Source organism: Lichenicola sp. GTC18331, assembly GCF_055386855.1.
Genome location: NZ_AP045015.1, coordinates 1685080 through 1702184, shown reverse-complemented (window position 1 = coordinate 1702184; position 17105 = coordinate 1685080). Strand labels below are relative to the sequence as shown.

The following is a 17105-nucleotide window of genomic DNA, read 5'->3' as shown; positions in this document are numbered from 1 at the left end:
CGAGACAGGAAGACAGCGAGGGCCGACCGAAACTGTTGCGAAAACACAACGATCGGGCAGCATCGTATCAGGCGGCCTGACGGCGTATCTCCGTGAGCGCGAACGAAAACAGCCGATCGGCTCCGAGCAGGAACGCACGGCCGCCGCGTGGAAACAGCGTCGCGATCGCCGGATGGAGCACGTCGAGACCGCCGGTGTAGCAGCCGAATGCAGGCAGGATCAGGCGTTGCTCGGTGCCGATGAAGCACGGGCGCGACACGGCGCCGCCACGCGTGACGACCCGCGCCTTGGGGTGGTGATGGCCGCAGATCTCCGCGCCCTCTCCCGGTGGTGCCGGCGAGCGGCCGAGCGATTCATGCCGGAAAGACAACGGACCCATGCGTAATTCCGCCATCGCTTCGCCGGGCAGGCCCTCCGGGGGCACCGGATCGTGGTTGCCCAGCACCCAGATCAGACGCATCTGCGCGGCGATCCGGCGCAGGCGGTCGGCCTCGGCCGCGGGCAGGCGGGACGGCCCGCCCGGATCGTGGAAACTGTCGCCCAGCGCGACCAGGATCCTGGGCCGGAACGCAGCGATCCGCAGCAGCAGCCGGTCCAGGGTCAGACGACTGTCCCAGGGCGGCACCAGACCGCCACGCTTCGCGGCGGCACTGCCCTTTTCCAGATGCAGATCGGCCACGGCCATCAGCCCCGTGGCAGGCCAGAACAGGACGCCGGACGGGTCGAGCATGACCCGTTCACCGGCCAGATGGAACGGTGCAGGCGTCACGCGGGCAGGCCGCGCCCGCCACCGGGGATCGTTCGACGCCGACGCTCGCGCGCCCGGTCCCGACCGCGTTCGCGTCCGCCCGGCGTGCGGGTCAGGCGGCGCAGCTCCTGCGCATGGCCGGGCGCCAGCACCAGTTCTTCCGTGGAGGGTTCCGCTTCGCCCTTGGCCTCGGCCAGCAGCGCCTCGGTTTCGGCCAGCAGTGCATCCTCGTCCGCCTCGTTGCGCACGAATTCGCGGCCGATATCGAGCATCACCGGAATCGCCAGGGGGGACACGCGCGACAGACGCGCTACGCGGATATGGTCCTGCACCCGCACCAGCATGTCGGCCAGACGATCCACGTCGGTCAGGCCGCCGGATGCCTCTGCCCGCGTCGCGCGCAGGAGAACATGGTCCGGCTGATGCCGCCGCAGGACGTCGTAGACGAGGTCGCTGTTGATGGTGACCTGACGCCGCGTGCCGGTTTGGCCCGGATGCTGTCGCTCGATCAGCCCGGCGATCACCGCCACGTTCCGGAACGTCCGCCGCAGCATCGAGCTTTCCGCCATCCAGTCCTCCAGATCGTCGCCCAGCATGTCCGGCGCGAACAAAAGAGGAATATCGCCGGGAGGGTTGGCGCACCAAAGGGCCAGGGCATAGTCGGTGGCGACGAAGCCGAGCGGTGCCGCCCCCTCGCGCGACAGCCTTCGCGTCAGCAGCATGCCCAGGGTCTGGTGCGCGTTGCGGCCCTCGAAGCAGTAGGCCACCAGGAAGAAGCGGCCATGGCGGGGAAACACCTCCACCAGCAGATCGTCCGGCCCGGGCAGAAGCGAGCGTTCTCGTTGCAGTTCCAGCCATTCCCGCACCGGCTCGGGATAGGCGCTCCAGGCCGAGGGATCGTGCAGCATGCGGCGCACGCGCGCGGCGAGGCCGGAACTCAGCGGGTATTTCGACCCGGCATAGGTGGGCACCACCGGATCGCCCGGGCCGCCCTCGCTCACCTCCACCACCGTTTCACGCAGACGCTGGAAGCAGAGCTTGCGTCCGGCGAACAGGAACGCGTCGCCGGGGCGCAGCGCATTGGCGAAGCTTTCCTCGATCTCCCCCAGCGTAAATCCACGCGGCCCGCCCAGGCGCACCTTCAGAACCGGCGCCTCCACGATGGTGCCGGCATTCATCCGCGCCTGGCGTGCCACCCGCTCACCGCGGATCTGGATCAGCCCCTCGCTGTCGCGGAACAGCTTGCGATAGCGCTCATAGGCCTGCAGCGCGTAGCCGCCATCTTCGACGAAGCCGAGCGTGTCGTCGAAATCGCGACGGCTGAGCGTCGCGTACGGTGCCGCCAGACGCACCTCGTCGAACAGCGCATCCGCGGTGAACGGCGCGCTCGCCGCCATCAGCAGGATATGCTGCGCCAGCACGTCGAGCCCGCCCGGACGCGGATGCTCGCCATCCAGCTCCATCGCCTCCACGCCGGCGATCGCCGCCTGGCATTCCAGCACCTCGAACCGGTTCGCCGGCACCAGCACAGCGTTGGACGCCTCGTCCATGCGGTGATTGGCACGGCCGATCCGCTGCAGCAGGCGCGACACTCCCTTGGGCGCGCCAACCTGGATCACCTGATCCACACCGCCCCAATCGATGCCGAGATCGAGCGAGGATGTGGCGATCACCGCACGCAGACGCGCGCGCCCGTCGCCACGCGCACCGCGTGCCATCGCGGCCTCCACGCGTCGGCGCTGCTCGATGTCGAGGCTGCCGTGATGCAGGGCGATCGGCAGCGTGTTCTCGTTGATGCGCCAGAGCGCGGCGAACAACAGCTCCGATTGCGCCCGCGTGTTGACGAAGACGATGGTGGTCTCGGCGTCCTCGATGCGTCGCAGGATCACCGACGCGCCCGCCAGCCCCATGCGCCCGGACCACGGCACATGCGCCTCTGGCAGCATCATGGATAAGGCGGGCGGCGTCCCGCGCGGCGCCTCGATCAGCGTGGCGGGCCGCTCCGGCGTGCCGACGAAGGAGCGCAGCGAGTCCGGCCAGGCCACGGTGGCGGACAGGCCGATGCGCCGCGCCTCCGGCGCCAGCTTCCGCAGACGCGCCAGACACAAGGCGAGCTGGTCGCCGCGCTTGATCCCGGCCAGGGCATGAACCTCGTCGATGACGATGCGGCTCAGCCCGGCGAACGCCTCGGGCGCATCCGGCCGCGACAGCAGCAGAAGCAGGCTTTCCGGCGTGGTGAGCAGGATCTCCGGCGGATGCGCGCGCTGCCGGGCCCGACGGTCGGCAGGCGTGTCGCCGGTGCGCGTTTCCACGCGCAGGCCGAGCCCCATCTCGTCCACGGGATCGAGCAGATTGCGGGCGATGTCGGTGGCCAGCGCCTTCAGCGGGCTGACATAGAGCGTGTGCAGCCGGCCGCGTTCGCCGGTTTCGCTCAACGCGACGAGGCTGGGCAGGAACCCGGCCAGGGTCTTGCCCCCACCCGTGGGCGCCACCAGCAGCACGTCGGCACCCGCTTGCGCCGTTTCCAGCACGGCAAGCTGATGCGGACGCGGACGCCAGCCGCGCCCGGCGAACCATGCGGCGAACCGTGGCGGAAGAAGTGCGTGCGCGGTGTCGGTCCGGCCGGGCTGGTCTTTCCGCTTCGACCGCGCCGCGTTGCTCGACCCGTTACGCTTTTTCGGCGTCGAAACGGGATTTCCGCTCGCCGACGATGGGCGTCTCTGCAGCGACTCGGCGGCATCGGTCTCGACCGCGGTTCCAGCACGCGCCGGCCGCCGTTTCGGGGGCGCCGTTACGGTTCCTTCGCACGCTCCGGCCTCTCCGACGGCGCTCGACGACGCCTTCAGACGCTTGCCCGTTGGTCCGGACGCCTCCGCTTCAGCCTGCACCGCGATATCGGGCGAGAGCGGCACGGGCTGGGCTGATCTGCGGGACGGCATGATGCAGCAGATAGGCGGTCGATCGCCGTTCCGAAACCGCCGTCCTCTCACGCATAGAGCGAGGACACGCGTTTCAGCTCCATGGCGTTCAGCATGTCCGCCGTGACCGGGCCGCCTTCTCCGCCCGGGTCGCCGATCCTGGTGCCGCTCGCCGCCGCATAGGCGGACAATTCGGCGGCGGTCCAGGGCCGGTCGGCGGAATCGGCGCCTGCGCCCGCCGCACCGGTCGCGGGGGTAACCGGGGCACTGCCCGCATGCGCTGCCTCGTCATGGTGGAATACGCGATGCAGCAGCGAACGGGCGATCCGCTCCGGGTCGATGCCGGTGATCTTCTCCGCCACCGTAATGCCCACGCCGAGCGGTCCGCCCAGCGCGAAGGAGGTGCCGAGCGAGGCGACGAAGCGCATCGTCTGGTTGCCTTCGTCGCCGGTGACGGCGCGATACACGGCGCCCACCACGGGGATGTATTGCAGCGGATTGATGTCCGACAGGAACTCGCGGAACGTCAGCCCGCCTTTCGCGGATGGCGCAGGGGCGGCCACCGCACCGGTTCCGCTCGCCGCCGTCACCGATGCCGCGTCTCGGACCGACCCCATGGAACGCCCCCTTCACCCGGAAGCCTAGCGTCCAAAGATGAATCCGCGCTTAACGTCTCAGCGCTGGATGCGCGTGCTGAGCAGCACCATCGAGTGCGTCCGGCTCACCCCGTCCAGCGCCGCGATCCGGTCGATCACACGGTCCAGCTCCGCGGTGTCGGCGGCGGCCAGAACCGCGATCAGATCCACGGTGCCGCCCACGGCATGCAGTTCCCGCACCTGCGGCAGCCCGCGCAGAACGTTTTCCACCGAGGCCGTCTGCCGCGCGGACAGGGTGATGTGCACATGCGCCCGGACCTCCGCGCCGGGGCGTGGCGTGGTGCGCAGCGTGTAGCCCTGGATGGTGCCGTTGCGCTCCAGACGCTCGATCCGGCTCTGCACCGTGGTGCGCGACAGGCCGAGCCGGCGCCCGATGGCGGCGGCGGGCAGGCGTGCGTTCTCGGAAAGCAGCGCGAGAAGCTGCCCGTCGGTGCTGTCGGATGGCATGCGGCAAACGGTAGCGGCGAGGGGCGGGCGGTTCAATCTGGACCGCATTGCCCGAGGCTCTATCGTGCCGCGCATGATCAAGACAGGCGTACTGGCAGAACCCGATTTCCGTCGCCTGCTCGCGGCCGATCTGGTGTCCATGACCGGCAGTTCCATGGTGCCCGTCGCCCTGTCCTTCGCCCTGGCCGGACGGGGCGCCGGCGCCGGCGCGATCGGCAGCGTCCTGTTCGCCGAGACCATGCCGATGGCGCTGCTCCTGCTGCTGGGCGGGGTGGTGGCCGACCGCCTGTCGCCGCGCCCGGTGATGGTGGCGGCCGATGCGGTGTGTTTTCTGGCCCAGGCCGTCCTGGCGGTCCTGCTGTTCACCGGCCGGGCGCCTTTGGTCGCGATCATCCCGTTATCCGCGCTGATCGGCATCGGCGCCGCGTTCGCCATGCCGGGCCGCTCGGCTCTGCTGGTGCGCATCGTCGCCGGCGAGCAGCTGCAAAGCGCCAATGCGCTGCTCACCATGGCGTCCTCGATCAGCTCGCTGATCGGGCCGGGCGTGGGCGGGCTGCTGGTCGCGTCCGTCGGGCCGGAAAGCGCGGTCGGGATCGATGCCCTGTCCTATCTGGTTTCCGCCGTGCTGCTGCTGCATCTCCGCCTGCGCATCCCGCCGCCCGAACGGCAGGCGGAGAGCTCCGTCGCGGCCTCCTTCGCCGCAGGATGGACGGAGTTCCGCCGCCACCGCTGGATCTGGCTTCTCGCCGCCCAGGCGAGCCTCGTGTTTCTGCTGTCCTGGGGTCCGTTCACCGTTCTCGGCGCGCTGACCTACGCCGCCCTGCCGCACGGATCGGTGCAATGGGGCGGGCTTCTGTCCATTCTGGGCGCCGGCGTCGGGATCGGTGCGCTGCTTGGCGCCAGGCTCAGGCCGGAACGGCCGATCCTGTTCTGCCTGCTGGGGTTCCTGATCTATCCGGTCGTCCCGTTCGGGATCGCGTTGCACTGGCCGTTCGCGGTGCAGGCCTGCTGCATGCTCGTCGCGGGAACCGGCTTCGGTCTCTACAACGTCCTGTGGGAAACCAGCGTGCAGCGTACGATCCCGCCGGACCTGCTCTCGCGCGTGTCGTCCTTCGATCAGTTCAGCTCGTTCTGCATGATGCCGCTCGGCTTCGTGGTCGCAGCACCCTTGTCGGATTGGCTCGGCACCGATCGGGCGCTCATTCTGGGCGGCGTCATCACCGTTCTCTGCATCACCCTCTGTCTCGGCCTGCGCGACATCCGCGACGCCGCCCGCACGCGCTGATCGCGCCGGTCGCGACGCGGTTCACCCCTCCGGCACGTCCGGGCGGCGCAGATGCCTGCGGCAGGTGGAGATGAAGTTGCGTTTGCTGGCGCTCATCGGCAGACGCGCGAAGGCCAGAAACAAGGGCGCACACAGCGCCGTGCCGGGTGCCAGCGGACGCATCGCCACGTCGCCGCCGGCGAACCGCGCCATCGAGGCCGGAAACAAAGATACGCCGAGACCGGTCTCGATCAGGGTCAGGGCCGACAGCATGCGCGGCACGACCTGCGCTTCGACCGGCACGAAGCCGGCCAGCGCGCAGGCTTGCAGGATCGCGGCATGGAAGCCGGGATTGTCGGCGACGCGATAGCAGACGAACGGTTCCTCGCGCAGTTCGGCCAGTGCGATCGGCATGTCGGCCGGGCGCTCGGCCAGGGCGTGCCCGCGGGGTACCGCCACGACCATCGGCTCTTCCGTCAGCTTCTCCAGCGCGATCCCGTCGGGCTGCTCGTTCGGTGTGCGCAACAGCGCCACATCCACCTCGCCGACACTCAGCTCGTGCAGGAGCGGGCCCGTATTGGCGTCGCGGATGATCAGCTCCACATCCGGCCACGCTTCACCGAAATCGCGTAGCATCGCGGCGGCGGCCGGATGGCACAGGGCGGAGCTGGTCACGCCGACGCAGAGCCGCCCGAGCTGGCCGCGCGCGGAACGTCGGATCCGGCGCAGCATCGCGTCGTGACGGTCGATCAGCGCGTCCGCTTCTTCCAGCAGCGCCTGCCCGGTTTCGGTCAGGCGCATGCCGCGCGCGGTGCGGTCGAACAGGCGCGTGCCGAGTTCGCCCTCCAGCGTCGCGATCTGTCGGGTCAAAGGCGGTTGCGCCATGCCGAGCCGCTCGGCCGCACGGGTCACGCCGCCTTCACGCGCGACGGTGACGAAACTTCGCAGCAGTCGCAGTTCGATCATGCAGCACCATACCGTCTCGGTATGGAAGATGACAAAGACACGTATGGGGGAATGTGCCACCTCTCGGCCTCGGGTCGTGCGGCGGAGATCGCGCACCCGGAACGGGGTGGATCACGGTTCATCTCGGCCATGCGGGGAAACGTGGATCATGATCAGACATGCTGCTCCGGCCGTCTTGGCGGCCGTCCTGCTCTCGTCTCCGGCAGCGCGCGCCGCGGATGTCGTGGTGATGGCGTCCGGCGGCATGGCGGCTTCGCTTCGGGCGCTGGAGCCCGCCTTCGCGCGCGGCGGCGACCACCTCGTGTTGGTGCGCGGCCCGTCGATGGGCGCCACGGCGGACGCGATCCCGGCCCGGCTGGCGCGCGGCGAACGCTGCGACGCGGTGGCGATGGTGGGCGGCGCGCTGGACCGGCTGCATGCGGAAGGGCTGATCGGCGCCGGCACCGTGCTGGCGATGTCGCGGATCGGCGTCGTGGTGCGGGCCGGCGCGCCGCATCCGGCGATCGACACGCCTGAGGCGTTGCGCCGCACCCTGCTCGAAGCGCCGTCGGTTGCCTATTCCGACAGCGCCAGCGGGGTCTACGTGTCGCACGCGCTGTTCCGCCGCCTCGGGATCGCGGACCGGATGCAGGGCAAGGCGCGGATGGTTCCGGAAACGCCGGTGGCGGAGGTGGTCGCCGCAGGCAAGGCGGCGATCGGCTTCCAGCAGATCAGCGAGATCCTGCCGGTGAAGGGCGCCGAGCTGGTCGGGCCGATCCCGGAGGATCTGCAGAAGCGCACCCCCTTCGCCGTGGCCTCGTGCCGCGACGCGCCCGACCCCGCCGGTGCGCAGGACCTTCTCCGCTTCCTGTCCTCCGAAACGGCCCGAACGGCAATGCGATCGAGCGGGCTCGATCCGGTGGAACGAGCAACGCCATGAGCGATATCGCCGCCGCGCCGTCCGTGTCGTCCGGAAGCGGACAGGCGAGAAGGGGCGCCATCGCCAACGCGTTCCGTGCGGCGTCCGGCAATTTCCTCGAGATGTACGACTTCATGGTGTTCGGCTATTACGCCGGCGCCATCGGCCGGGCGTTCTTTCCCGCGGGCGGGGGCGCCGCCACCTCGCTTCTGCTCGCCTTCGCCACCTTCGGCGCCGGCTTCCTGATGCGTCCGCTCGGCGCGGTCCTGCTCGGCAGCTATGTCGATCGGATCGGCGTGCGTCGCGGCCTGATGCTGACCCTGTCCCTGATGGCGGTGGGCACGCTGACCCTGGCCCTGATGCCGGGCTACGAAACGGTCGGGCTGCTGGCGCCGATCCTGGTGCTGTTGGCGCGTCTGCTGCAGGGCTTTTCCGCCGGGGTCGAGCTCGGCACCACCTCGATCTATCTCAACCTGATCGCCCCGCCCGGACGGCGCGGCTTCTTCGTGTCGTTCCAGTCCGCTTCGCAGCAGGTGGCGGTGATGTTCGCCGCCGTGCTCGGGCTTGCGATGAACACGCTGCTGACGCCGGCGCAGATGGCCTCCTGGGGCTGGCGCGTGCCGCTGTTGATCGGCTGTCTGATCGTGCCGTTCCTGTTCGTGCTGCGCCGGAGCCTGGGCGGGGACGGGTCCCATGTGCAGACGCATGAGAGCCTGGGCGTTCTGCTGCGCAACCTCGTGTCGCATTGGCGGGTGGTGCTGGCCGGCAGCCTCATGGTCTGCATGACCACGGTGTCGTTCTACCTGATCACCGCCTACACCCCGACCTACGGCGTGCGCGAACTGCATCTTTCCACCCGCGCGGCCCTGATCGTCACCTTCTGCGTCGGCGCGTCCAACCTGGTCTGGCTGCCGCTGGCGGGCGCGCTCTCCGACCGGATCGGCCGCAGGCCGATCATGATCGCCGCCACCGCCGTCGCGGTCCTCACCGCCTATCCCGCCTTGTCCTGGCTGGTCGCGGCCCCGTCGGTGGAGCGTCTGCTCGCCGTGCTGCTGTGGCTGTCGTTCCTCTACGGATCCTACAACGGCGCGATGATCGTGTTCCTGACCGAATACGTGCCGCGCCGGGTCCGCACCTCCGGCTTCTCCGTCGCCTACAGCCTCACCACCTGCGTCGGCGGCTTCACGCCCGCGATCTGCCAGCTGCTGATCCGCGGCACGGGGGACGGCGCGATCCCGGCGGTGTGGCTGATGGCGGCCGCAGCGCTCAGCCTCGGCGCGGTGCTGATGGTCCGCGAACCGCTTCCGGACTGAGTGTCCCGGCGCCGGGACGCGCCCGGCGTAACCGGTCGTCTCGAACCCACAAGAAAAACGGGCAGGAAACCATGAGGGTCTCGTCTCGCATGGCAGCGAGCGCGCGTCCGCGCTCGTCGCCGGCTGCCGTTCTCGTTCTCGCCGCCGGGCTCCTCGCGGCGACGCTCGCTTCCCCGGCCAGGGGGCAGGCGATCAATGGCGGGCTGTCGATCAGCCCCAGCCTCAACCTCGCCACGCCGATCCGCCCCGGCCTGCCGTTCTTTCCGGACACCGTCCTGCCGACCGTCCACCCGATCTACGGCGATCCGTTCGGGCTGCGGAACCGGCTGCGCGACCGGGGCGTGGATATTCTGGCCGATCTGCGCAGCGAGCTGGGCGGCAACGTGTCCGGCGGCACGCGGCGCACCTCCGCCATGGTCAACCAGATCGGCCTCGAAGCCGATATCGACTGGAACCGCCTGGCGCGGATTCCCGGCCTGTCCACCTCCATGGTGGTGGTCAACCGCACCGGCGCCTCCGTCAGCGGCGGCTACGGCGACAGTTTCGTGCGTAGCCAGGACCTGCTGCGCTCTTCGAGCGGCGGCGCCGTCGCGCATCTGGTCTATGCCTATGCGGAAGAGAAGATCGCGCATGGCCGGCTGGCGCTTCAGCTCGGACGCGAGCCGGTAGCGCTCGATTTCGCATCCTCGCCGCTGAACTGCGCCTTTCTGTCCAACGCGCTGTGCGGCAACCCCAAGGCGCTCACCGGACGCGATCCGGGCTTCAGCGTGTATCCCAACTCCACCTGGGCCGGCCGCCTCATCGCCTATCCGCTGCGCAATCTCTATGTCCAGGCCGGCCTGTTCGCGCTCGATACCGGCGCCGATGCCGGTGCCACCTTCGATCATACCGGCTGGCAGTTCGACTCCGCGCGCATCAAGGGCACCACCAGCGTGGGCGAGATCGGCTACATCCCGAGCATCGGGCCCCGGGCGCTGATCGGCCACTACAAGGCAGGGATCGCGCACGAACACGGGCCGTTCACCGAGATCGGCACCGACGTGAAGGGCGCGGCCCTCGGCGTCACCGGACGCGCCGCCCGCAATGCCAGCAACCGCACCAAGGAATGGGTGCTGTTCGACCAGATGCTGGTGCGACACGGCGCGGGCATTGATGGTGGGCTGATCGTGGTCGGCGGCTATGTCCACAACCAGCCTTCCGTGTCCAACTACGGCGACCAGCGTTATCTCGGCCTAGTGGACCGGGGATTCCTGAAGCGCCGCCCGGCGGACACGGTGGGTCTGCTGTACTCCACCGTGTCGGCGAGCGAGGTGCTGACCGAGACCCAGCGTCTCCAGACCGCGCATCGGCATCGCCTGTCCAACGGCGCCGGCGGGGTGCAGACCTCGGAGACGATCTTCGAGGCGTTCTACGACATGCATGTCTGCACCGGGCTCAATGTCGCGCCGGATGTGCAGTACGTGATCCGCCCGAACGCGGAGGCCCGGATTCCCAACGCCACCGTGCTGAGCGTGCGCAGCCGGGTGTCGTTCTGACGACCGGCACGCTGCCCGGGGCGGCGCGCAGCCGTTTCCGCCGCCGGGCCGGGCTTGTTTGCAGCGCGCCGCCGATGTCCTAGAAGCCGCCCATGCTCCAGATCGACAGCATCACCCTGAACGCCTGGGGTCGGCGATTCTTCGACCGCGCCTCCGCCAGCCTGCCCAATCCGAGCAAGGTCGGGCTGGTCGGGCGCAACGGCGTCGGCAAATCCACCCTGTTCAAGCTGATCAAGGGCGAGCTGCAGCCCGATAGCGGCGAGATCGGCATTCCCAAATCCGCCCGCATGGCGACGGTGGATCAGGAGCATCCGGCCACCCCCGTGTCGCTGATCGACACCATCCTCGCCGCCGATGTCGAGCGCGCAGCACTGATGGCGTCGCTGGAAACCGCCGAGCCGGAAGCCATGGGCGACATCTGGGCCCGGCTGATGGAGATCGACGCCGACACCGCCCCTTCGCGCGCGGCCGAGATCCTGAACGGTCTCGGCTTCTCCACCGCCGATCTCGATCGCCCGATGGCCGAGTTCTCCGGCGGCTGGCGCATGCGCGTGGCGCTGGCGGCCGCCCTGTTCTCGCAGCCCGATCTGCTGCTGCTCGACGAGCCCACCAACTATCTCGACCTGGAAGGCGCGCTGTGGCTGGAAGCGCGTCTGGCGCGCTATCCACATTCGGCGATCATCATCTCGCATGACCGCGAATTGCTGAACAACTCGGTCGATTTCATTCTGCACGTCACCGAGCGCAAGCTCGAACTCTATACCGGCGGCTACGACAGCTTCGAGAAGCAGCGCGCCGAGAAGCTTCGTCTGCAAAGCGCCGCGCGCGCCAAGCAGGAAGCCGAACGCGCCCATCTGCAATCCTTCGTCGACCGCTTCAAGGCGTCCGCCGCCAAGGCCGCCCAGGCGCAGAGCCGCGTGAAGCGTCTGGCCAAGATGGAACCGATCGCCACTACGATCGAGGAGCGTGTGGCACCCTTCATCCTGCCCTCGCCGCCGCGTCCTCTCGCGCCGCCCTTGATGCGCCTGGAGAATGTCGAGATCGGCTACGGCGACGATCCCGCCGTGCTGCGCGGGCTCGATCTTCGTCTCGATATCGACGACCGTATCGGCCTTCTGGGCGTGAATGGCGCCGGCAAATCCACCTTCGCCAAGATGGCGGCCGGCGCCCTGCAGGCCCGTTCGGGCCGGGTGACGCGCTCGGCGCGCATGGAGGTGGGCTGGTTCCATCAGCATCAGATCGAAGCGCTCGATCCCAACCAGACCCCGCTCGACATCATGCGCGAGGCGCGCCCGCAGGACAGCGACCAGTCGCATCGCTCGCGTCTGGCGCAGTTCGGCATCGCCTTCGAAAAGCAGGGCACCACCGTGTTCAACCTCAGCGGCGGCGAGCGTGCGCGTCTGCTGCTCAATCTGGTGGCGATGGCCTCGCCGCATCTGCTGATCCTCGACGAGCCCACCAACCATCTCGACATCGACAGCCGGCGCGCGCTGCTGGATGCGCTGAACGAGTACGAAGGTGCGGTGATCCTGATCACCCATGACCGCTCGCTGATGGAGCTGGTCGCGGATCGCCTGTGGCTGGCGGCGGACAACACCGTGGTGCCATTCGAGGGCGACATGGACGATTACGCCCGCTTCGTGATCGAGCGCGCACGCGGGGGCACCTCCGCGCCCTCCCAGGCGGCCGCCAAGGAGAAGCGCAACAAGAAGAACAAGCGCGGCTGAACGGCCTGCATCGCTTTCCTTTTAGCGCCCGGCGAAGCGCTGCCGCGCCGTGTCGCTGACCGGTGTGTAGAGCGACACCAGTGTTCCCTCCGGGTCTCGGATCAGCATCGTGCGGTTGCCCCAGGGCAGCGTCTTCGGGGCGTGGACCAGATCCACTCCTCCGTCGAGACGCGCGAACGCCGCGTCCACGTCGTCTACCTGGAATTCCAGGATGGCCGTGCGGTTCACACCGGCTTCGGCGCTGCCTTCCTGGAACAGGGCGACGGTCTCGAGGCCGCCGATGGCGAGGGATGCGCCCGGGGTGACGATCTCCGCGAATACGGGCGCAAGCCATTCCGCCGCATGACCGGTGACCCGCTCATAGAAGCTGACCATGACGTGAAGATCACGGGCGATCAGGCGGGTGGATGCGAACTTCATGGCAAAGTCTCTCGGAACAGTCAGTGACCGCAGCGTTATGCGCCCTCGCTGCTGACAGCGTCGTGGCAACAGGCGATCATGGCCGATGCGCCGCGCCGATCGATTGTTCCAGATCATCCAGATCCTCCGCCGGTCCCACCGGCCGGTCACCGCCGCCGCCTTCGCGGACGAGCTGGAGGTGTCGGTGCGGACGGTCTACCGGGACATCGCCGACCTGACCGGACGGCGCGTGCCGATCCAGGGCGAGGCAGGTCTGGGCTACGTGCTGGCGTCCGACTTCGACATGCCGCCGCTCATGCTGACGGCGGAAGAGATCGAGGCGCTGGTGCTCGGTGCACAATGGGTGAGCCGCCTGCACGACCCCCAACTCGCAGCCGCCGCGCGCGACGGGATCGCCAAGATTGCCGCCGGCCTGCCTGCGGCGTTGCAATCCTCCATCGCCGAACCGGCCATTGTGACCAAGCCACCCGAAACGCCCGGCATGCCCGGGCTCACCCTGCGCTCGCTCCGTCAGGCGATCCGCCAACATCGCAAGCTGCATCTGAATTATCGAGACGGGAACGAAGACGTCACCGACCGGACGGTCTGGCCGGTGGTGATTGGCTATGACGAAACGCATCCCCTGCTGATCGCCTGGTGCGAAATGCGCGAGGCGTTCCGCCATTTCCGCATCGACCGCATCCTCGCCATGGAGGTGTCGGACCAGTCCTATGGGCCGCGTCGAAGCGACTTGCTGCGGCGATGGCAACGGTGGCGCGAGGCTGAGCGCGGAAAGACGGCGTGACCTGAACGCGGCCCCTCCCGCCCCGGGAGCGGGCCGGACCAATTGGCATCGTCCTTGCATTGTTTTGTCATGAGACCGTTCCGATAGCGTTGCGGTCGCCAAAACAGTGGGGACCAGTCATGACCGCGCGCCTCCCGACCCTGCTGCTCCTCGCCGGAACCGCCCTCGGCTCGCAGGGCTTCCTGTCCGCAATGGCCCTGGCACAGACGTCGGAGTCTCAGACCACCTCGACCAGCGTGGACAAGAACGGCACCGAGGAGGTGCGCGTGACCGGCACCGCCGGGCATCGCAGCGCCGACGGCGTGACCGGGCTGCAACCGGGCGGCGGCCTGATCAAGGTGCAGACTGCGCCGAAATCGGTCAGCACGGTGAGCAACGACTACATCCAGAAGCAGGCGCCGGCGACCAGCCCGTTCATGCTGGTGCAGCTTCTGCCGGGCGCGGTGGTGTCGGAAGTGGATCCGTGGGGACTTAGCGGCGGCTCGATCGCGCTGCGCGGCCTGGACCAGACCGAGATGGCATTCATCTGGGAAGGCATGCCGATCTCCGATGTCGGCGTCTACACGACCTACCCGTCCGAATTCGCCGATGGCGAGAACATGAGCGAGCTGTCCCTGCAGCAGGGCTCTTCCAACATCGACACGCCGACCATCAACGGATCGGGCGGCCTGTTCACCTTCCACGACCGCGATCCGTCGCAGCACATGGGCGGGTTGTTCGACTACGGCTACGGTTCCTACAAATACAATCGCGAATTCGGCCGCTTTGATACGGGCGAGATCGGCAACACCGGCATCCGCGCCTTCATCTCCGCCTCCTATCAGCACGATCGCGCCTGGCGCGGCTCGGGCGTCGACAACAAGACGCATATGGACTGGAAATTCCTGAAGGAATGGGGCAACGGCAATCGCGTCGCCCTGGCCGGCGCGTATCAGTATGCGATCCAGAACAGCTATCCCAACCCGACCCTGGCGCAATGGGACCAGTATGGCCGCTCGTTCAATTTCGACGGCACCTACAGCTATGGCGACCTGAACTACTGGAAGCTGAACCGCAATCCGTACCATAATTTCGAGATGTCGGCGCCGTCGCACTTCAATCTCGGACGCGGCGTGACGGTCGATTTCACGCCCTACATGTGGCACGGCTACGGAAACGGCACGATCGCGCTGCCGGTCTATAACGGCGTCAATTTCCTCGGCGCGCAGGCGGTGAATCTATCGGTTCCGGGCGGCGATTCTGAAAACGGTGCACCGTTCCTCTACGCCTTCATCGACGACCAGTACCGCTCCGGCTTCAACAGCACGGTGAAATACCGCTCCGGCATCAACACGGTCTATGCCGGCTGGTGGTTCGATTACTCCAACGACCACGATTACTATACCTACAGCCCGGTCGGGCAGAACGGCGAGCCCGTCAGCGTCTGGGGCGATCGCGGCATCCTGCGCGACACGGACGGTACGCCGTTCCTGGGCCGCAACGACGACACCAAGACCACCATCCACGCGCTGTATCTCGGCGATCAGCTTTCCCTGCTCGGTGACAGGTTGAAACTCGATGCCGGCTTCAAGGAAGCCATCATCAACCGCGACGGCACCAATTATCTGCCTGGCCCGCAGTACAAGGCGGTGCTGAACGATTCGCAGCCGCTGCCGGCGATCTCGGCGCATTACCAGGTCAACGAAAAGAACCAGATCTTCGCCAGCGTCTCGACCAATTTCCGCTCGCCGGTGAACACGACGCTCTACAACACCTATTCCTATCTCGACGGGTCGGTGGCGAATATCGGCTCCACGGACGTGCGCGACGAGTATTCGATCTCGGAGGAGCTCGGCTATCGCTATACCGGCACGGAGCTGGTCGCGTCCGTTTCCTATTTCCACTACAACTTCACCAACCGGCAGATCGCCACCGCCGTCGCCGGCACCAACGGCGCCGTCACCACCAGCATCAATGCCGGCGGCCAGACCTCGGACGGCATCAACGTCGAACTCGGCACACGGCCGTTCTTCCATTTCCGCCCCTACGTCGCCGCGCAGTATCTGCACACGAGCATCGACAACAACATCGCCGTTGGCGGCGACGATTTGCCGACCAGAGGCAAGGATGCCGTACGCTCGCCGCATTTCGTCGGCTCCGTCGGCATCGATTGGGACAATGGCCGGTTCTTCTGGAACTGGAACATGCGCTATATCGGCAAGCAGTATTCCACCTTTATGAACGACGAAGCGATCCCGGCCTATTACGAGATGGGCGGCACCGTCGGTCTGCGACTGCCCGATATCGGCCGCGCCAAATCGCCGACGCTCCAGCTCAATCTGGTCAACCTGACCGACAACCACTTCCTCAGCGGCATCAACTCGGTCTCCACCAATGCGCTGAACACGGTGGGCAAGTTCGGCACCGTCATCGACGGCACGGCACCGAACTACAATGTCGGCGAAGGTTTCGCCGCCATCGCCACGGTCAAGGTCGGGTTCTGATCACACGGCGAACACGATCCGGGCGTCGTTTTCCGGCGACGTCCACGCCGTGTTCACCTCGGCCAGCGGCACGACGCGATGCCGCACGCTCAGCTTTGCCGCCAGGGACGCAGCGAACACGCCGCCGATACCCGCCACCAGACGCGGCAGCGACACGCTGCCGAGCCCGCTGCCCATCACGCTGATCGGGCGCGAACGCAGGGCCGCCGCCGGTAGAACCAACTCCGGCCCGGTCAACGAGCCGATCTGCACGAAACGCAGTTCGCGATCCGGTTTCTGCGTTTTCGCCGCCGCCATCAGCAGCCCCTTCGCGCTGTCGCCGCACAGGTAATCGAGCACCACGTCGACGCCCGCCTCGAAAATCGGCCGGCAGGCAGCGTCGAACGCGTCCGGATCGGCGTCCAGAACCAGGATCGCATCCGCACCGAGCGCTTGCAGCTTCTCCTTGTTGCGCCCGGTAGCGATCACACGCGACGCGCCGAGATGCCGCGCGATGCCGATCGCCAGCCGTCCCGATGCACCGGTGGCGCCGTTGACCAGCACGGTCTCGCCCCTGACCAGCCTCGCCCGTTCCGTCAGCGCCGCCCAGGACGACATGCCGGGATTGGCGAGCGCCGCCGCTTCTGCGGGGTCCAGCCCGTCCGGCAGCGCGACGCAGTGCGTCCGGTCCGCCACGCTCCGCTCCGCCATCGCGCCGAACGGCGCGCGCGGCAGCACGAAATACACGCGCTGCCCGTCGGAAAGGCGCCCGACCCCGTCCACGCCCGGCACGAACGGCACCGGCGTCCGGTCGCTGTAGTGCCGTCCGGAGGCGCGCCCGCGCGTGAGCTGGCTCAAGGCGGCGAACTCGACCGCGATCAGGTGCTCGGATGCGGTCGGCTCGGGCTGCGGGAACACACCCAGAACGGGGGCCTCACCCAATGTCTCGACAAGGGCTGCTTTCATG

14 protein-coding genes are annotated in these 17105 nt (G+C 68.1%); 7 read left to right on the top strand and 7 right to left on the bottom strand.

What is annotated here, in order from left to right:
- Nucleotides 1-67: 67 nt before the first annotated feature.
- The 4 genes from pdeM to ACZ5BM_RS07855 all read right to left on the bottom strand — a co-directional run bounded on the left by pdeM (nt 68) and on the right by ACZ5BM_RS07855 (nt 4769).
- The gene (gene pdeM / locus ACZ5BM_RS07870) at nt 68-769 is read right to left on the bottom strand and encodes a ligase-associated DNA damage response endonuclease PdeM (protein WP_498911252.1); all 702 of its coding nucleotides are present in this window, start codon (nt 767-769) and stop codon (nt 68-70) included.
- Complete coding sequence (locus ACZ5BM_RS07865) at nt 766-3279, bottom strand: DEAD/DEAH box helicase family protein (protein ID WP_498911250.1); 2514 nt, start codon at nt 3277-3279, stop codon at nt 766-768. The genes pdeM and ACZ5BM_RS07865 overlap by 4 nt, the downstream gene beginning before the upstream one ends.
- Nucleotides 3280-3734: 455 nt before the next feature.
- Nucleotides 3735-4283, bottom strand: coding sequence for a hypothetical protein (locus tag ACZ5BM_RS07860; RefSeq protein WP_498911248.1), 549 nt, complete (start codon nt 4281-4283; stop codon nt 3735-3737).
- Nucleotides 4284-4340: 57 nt separating this feature from the next.
- The gene (locus ACZ5BM_RS07855) at nt 4341-4769 is read right to left on the bottom strand and encodes an Lrp/AsnC family transcriptional regulator (protein ID WP_498911246.1); all 429 of its coding nucleotides are present in this window, start codon (nt 4767-4769) and stop codon (nt 4341-4343) included.
- A 73-nt stretch (nt 4770-4842) separates the two neighbouring features.
- Between ACZ5BM_RS07855 and ACZ5BM_RS07850 the strand changes: the two genes are divergently transcribed.
- Nucleotides 4843-6054 (top strand): MFS transporter, encoded by a 1212-nt coding sequence (locus ACZ5BM_RS07850; protein ID WP_498911244.1) that lies wholly within the window; start codon nt 4843-4845, stop codon nt 6052-6054.
- A gap of 21 nt (nt 6055-6075) precedes the next feature.
- On the opposite strand, the gene ACZ5BM_RS07845 is transcribed toward ACZ5BM_RS07850, so the two are convergent.
- Nucleotides 6076-6999 carry a LysR family transcriptional regulator gene (locus tag ACZ5BM_RS07845; RefSeq protein ID WP_498911242.1) on the bottom strand — a complete coding sequence of 308 codons (924 nt, stop codon included), beginning with the start codon at nt 6997-6999 and terminating at the stop codon, nt 6076-6078.
- Nucleotides 7000-7147: 148 nt separating this feature from the next.
- Here ACZ5BM_RS07845 and ACZ5BM_RS07840 point away from each other — a divergent pair, with 148 nt between their 5' ends.
- The 4 genes from ACZ5BM_RS07840 (at nt 7148) to ACZ5BM_RS07825 (ending at nt 12472) form a co-directional block, all read left to right on the top strand.
- The gene (locus ACZ5BM_RS07840) at nt 7148-7918 is read left to right on the top strand and encodes a substrate-binding domain-containing protein (protein ID WP_498911240.1); all 771 of its coding nucleotides are present in this window, start codon (nt 7148-7150) and stop codon (nt 7916-7918) included.
- The gene (gene tcuC / locus ACZ5BM_RS07835; RefSeq protein WP_498911238.1) at nt 7915-9210 is read left to right on the top strand and encodes a tricarballylate/proton symporter TcuC; all 1296 of its coding nucleotides are present in this window, start codon (nt 7915-7917) and stop codon (nt 9208-9210) included. Before ACZ5BM_RS07840 ends, tcuC begins: the two co-directional genes overlap by 4 nt.
- A 71-nt stretch (nt 9211-9281) precedes the next feature.
- Nucleotides 9282-10745 carry a carbohydrate porin gene (locus ACZ5BM_RS07830; protein ID WP_498911236.1) on the top strand — a complete coding sequence of 488 codons (1464 nt, stop codon included), beginning with the start codon at nt 9282-9284 and terminating at the stop codon, nt 10743-10745.
- 92 nt (nt 10746-10837) lie between these two features.
- Entirely contained in the window at nt 10838-12472 is a 1635-nt protein-coding gene (locus tag ACZ5BM_RS07825) for an ABC-F family ATP-binding cassette domain-containing protein (RefSeq protein WP_498911234.1), read from the top strand.
- 21 nt (nt 12473-12493) lie between these two features.
- On the opposite strand, the gene ACZ5BM_RS07820 is transcribed toward ACZ5BM_RS07825, so the two are convergent.
- Complete coding sequence (locus ACZ5BM_RS07820; RefSeq protein WP_498911232.1) at nt 12494-12892, bottom strand: VOC family protein; 399 nt, start codon at nt 12890-12892, stop codon at nt 12494-12496.
- 85 nt (nt 12893-12977) lie between these two features.
- On the opposite strand from ACZ5BM_RS07820, the gene ACZ5BM_RS07815 reads away from it, so the two are divergent.
- Together ACZ5BM_RS07815 and ACZ5BM_RS07810 are read left to right on the top strand one after the other, a co-directional pair.
- Nucleotides 12978-13676, top strand: a complete 699-nt coding sequence (locus ACZ5BM_RS07815; protein WP_498911231.1) for a helix-turn-helix transcriptional regulator — start codon at nt 12978-12980, stop codon at nt 13674-13676.
- A 119-nt stretch (nt 13677-13795) separates the two neighbouring features.
- The gene (locus tag ACZ5BM_RS07810; RefSeq protein ID WP_498911229.1) at nt 13796-16159 is read left to right on the top strand and encodes a TonB-dependent receptor; all 2364 of its coding nucleotides are present in this window, start codon (nt 13796-13798) and stop codon (nt 16157-16159) included.
- Here ACZ5BM_RS07810 and ACZ5BM_RS07805 read toward each other — a convergent pair whose 3' ends face one another.
- Nucleotides 16160-17104, bottom strand: coding sequence for a quinone oxidoreductase family protein (locus ACZ5BM_RS07805; protein ID WP_498911227.1), 945 nt, complete (start codon nt 17102-17104; stop codon nt 16160-16162). It lies immediately after the preceding gene.
- Nucleotide 17105 lies beyond the last annotated feature (1 nt).

What these genes read in the sequence shown, in the direction of transcription:
- ACZ5BM_RS07860 (WP_498911248.1), bottom strand. Translation starts at nt 4,283, where the DNA reads ATGGGGTCGGTCCGAGACGCGGCATCGGTGACGGCGGCGAGCGGAACC.
- ACZ5BM_RS07855 (WP_498911246.1), bottom strand. Translation starts at nt 4,769, where the DNA reads ATGCCATCCGACAGCACCGACGGGCAGCTTCTCGCGCTGCTTTCCGAG.
- ACZ5BM_RS07850 (WP_498911244.1), top strand. Translation starts at nt 4,843, where the DNA reads ATGATCAAGACAGGCGTACTGGCAGAACCCGATTTCCGTCGCCTGCTC.
- ACZ5BM_RS07845 (WP_498911242.1), bottom strand. Translation starts at nt 6,999, where the DNA reads ATGATCGAACTGCGACTGCTGCGAAGTTTCGTCACCGTCGCGCGTGAA.
- ACZ5BM_RS07840 (WP_498911240.1), top strand. Translation starts at nt 7,148, where the DNA reads ATGATCAGACATGCTGCTCCGGCCGTCTTGGCGGCCGTCCTGCTCTCG.
- tcuC (WP_498911238.1), top strand. Translation starts at nt 7,915, where the DNA reads ATGAGCGATATCGCCGCCGCGCCGTCCGTGTCGTCCGGAAGCGGACAG.
- ACZ5BM_RS07830 (WP_498911236.1), top strand. Translation starts at nt 9,282, where the DNA reads ATGAGGGTCTCGTCTCGCATGGCAGCGAGCGCGCGTCCGCGCTCGTCG.
- ACZ5BM_RS07825 (WP_498911234.1), top strand. Translation starts at nt 10,838, where the DNA reads ATGCTCCAGATCGACAGCATCACCCTGAACGCCTGGGGTCGGCGATTC.
- ACZ5BM_RS07820 (WP_498911232.1), bottom strand. Translation starts at nt 12,892, where the DNA reads ATGAAGTTCGCATCCACCCGCCTGATCGCCCGTGATCTTCACGTCATG.
- ACZ5BM_RS07815 (WP_498911231.1), top strand. Translation starts at nt 12,978, where the DNA reads ATGCGCCGCGCCGATCGATTGTTCCAGATCATCCAGATCCTCCGCCGG.
- ACZ5BM_RS07810 (WP_498911229.1), top strand. Translation starts at nt 13,796, where the DNA reads ATGACCGCGCGCCTCCCGACCCTGCTGCTCCTCGCCGGAACCGCCCTC.
- ACZ5BM_RS07805 (WP_498911227.1), bottom strand. Translation starts at nt 17,104, where the DNA reads ATGAAAGCAGCCCTTGTCGAGACATTGGGTGAGGCCCCCGTTCTGGGT.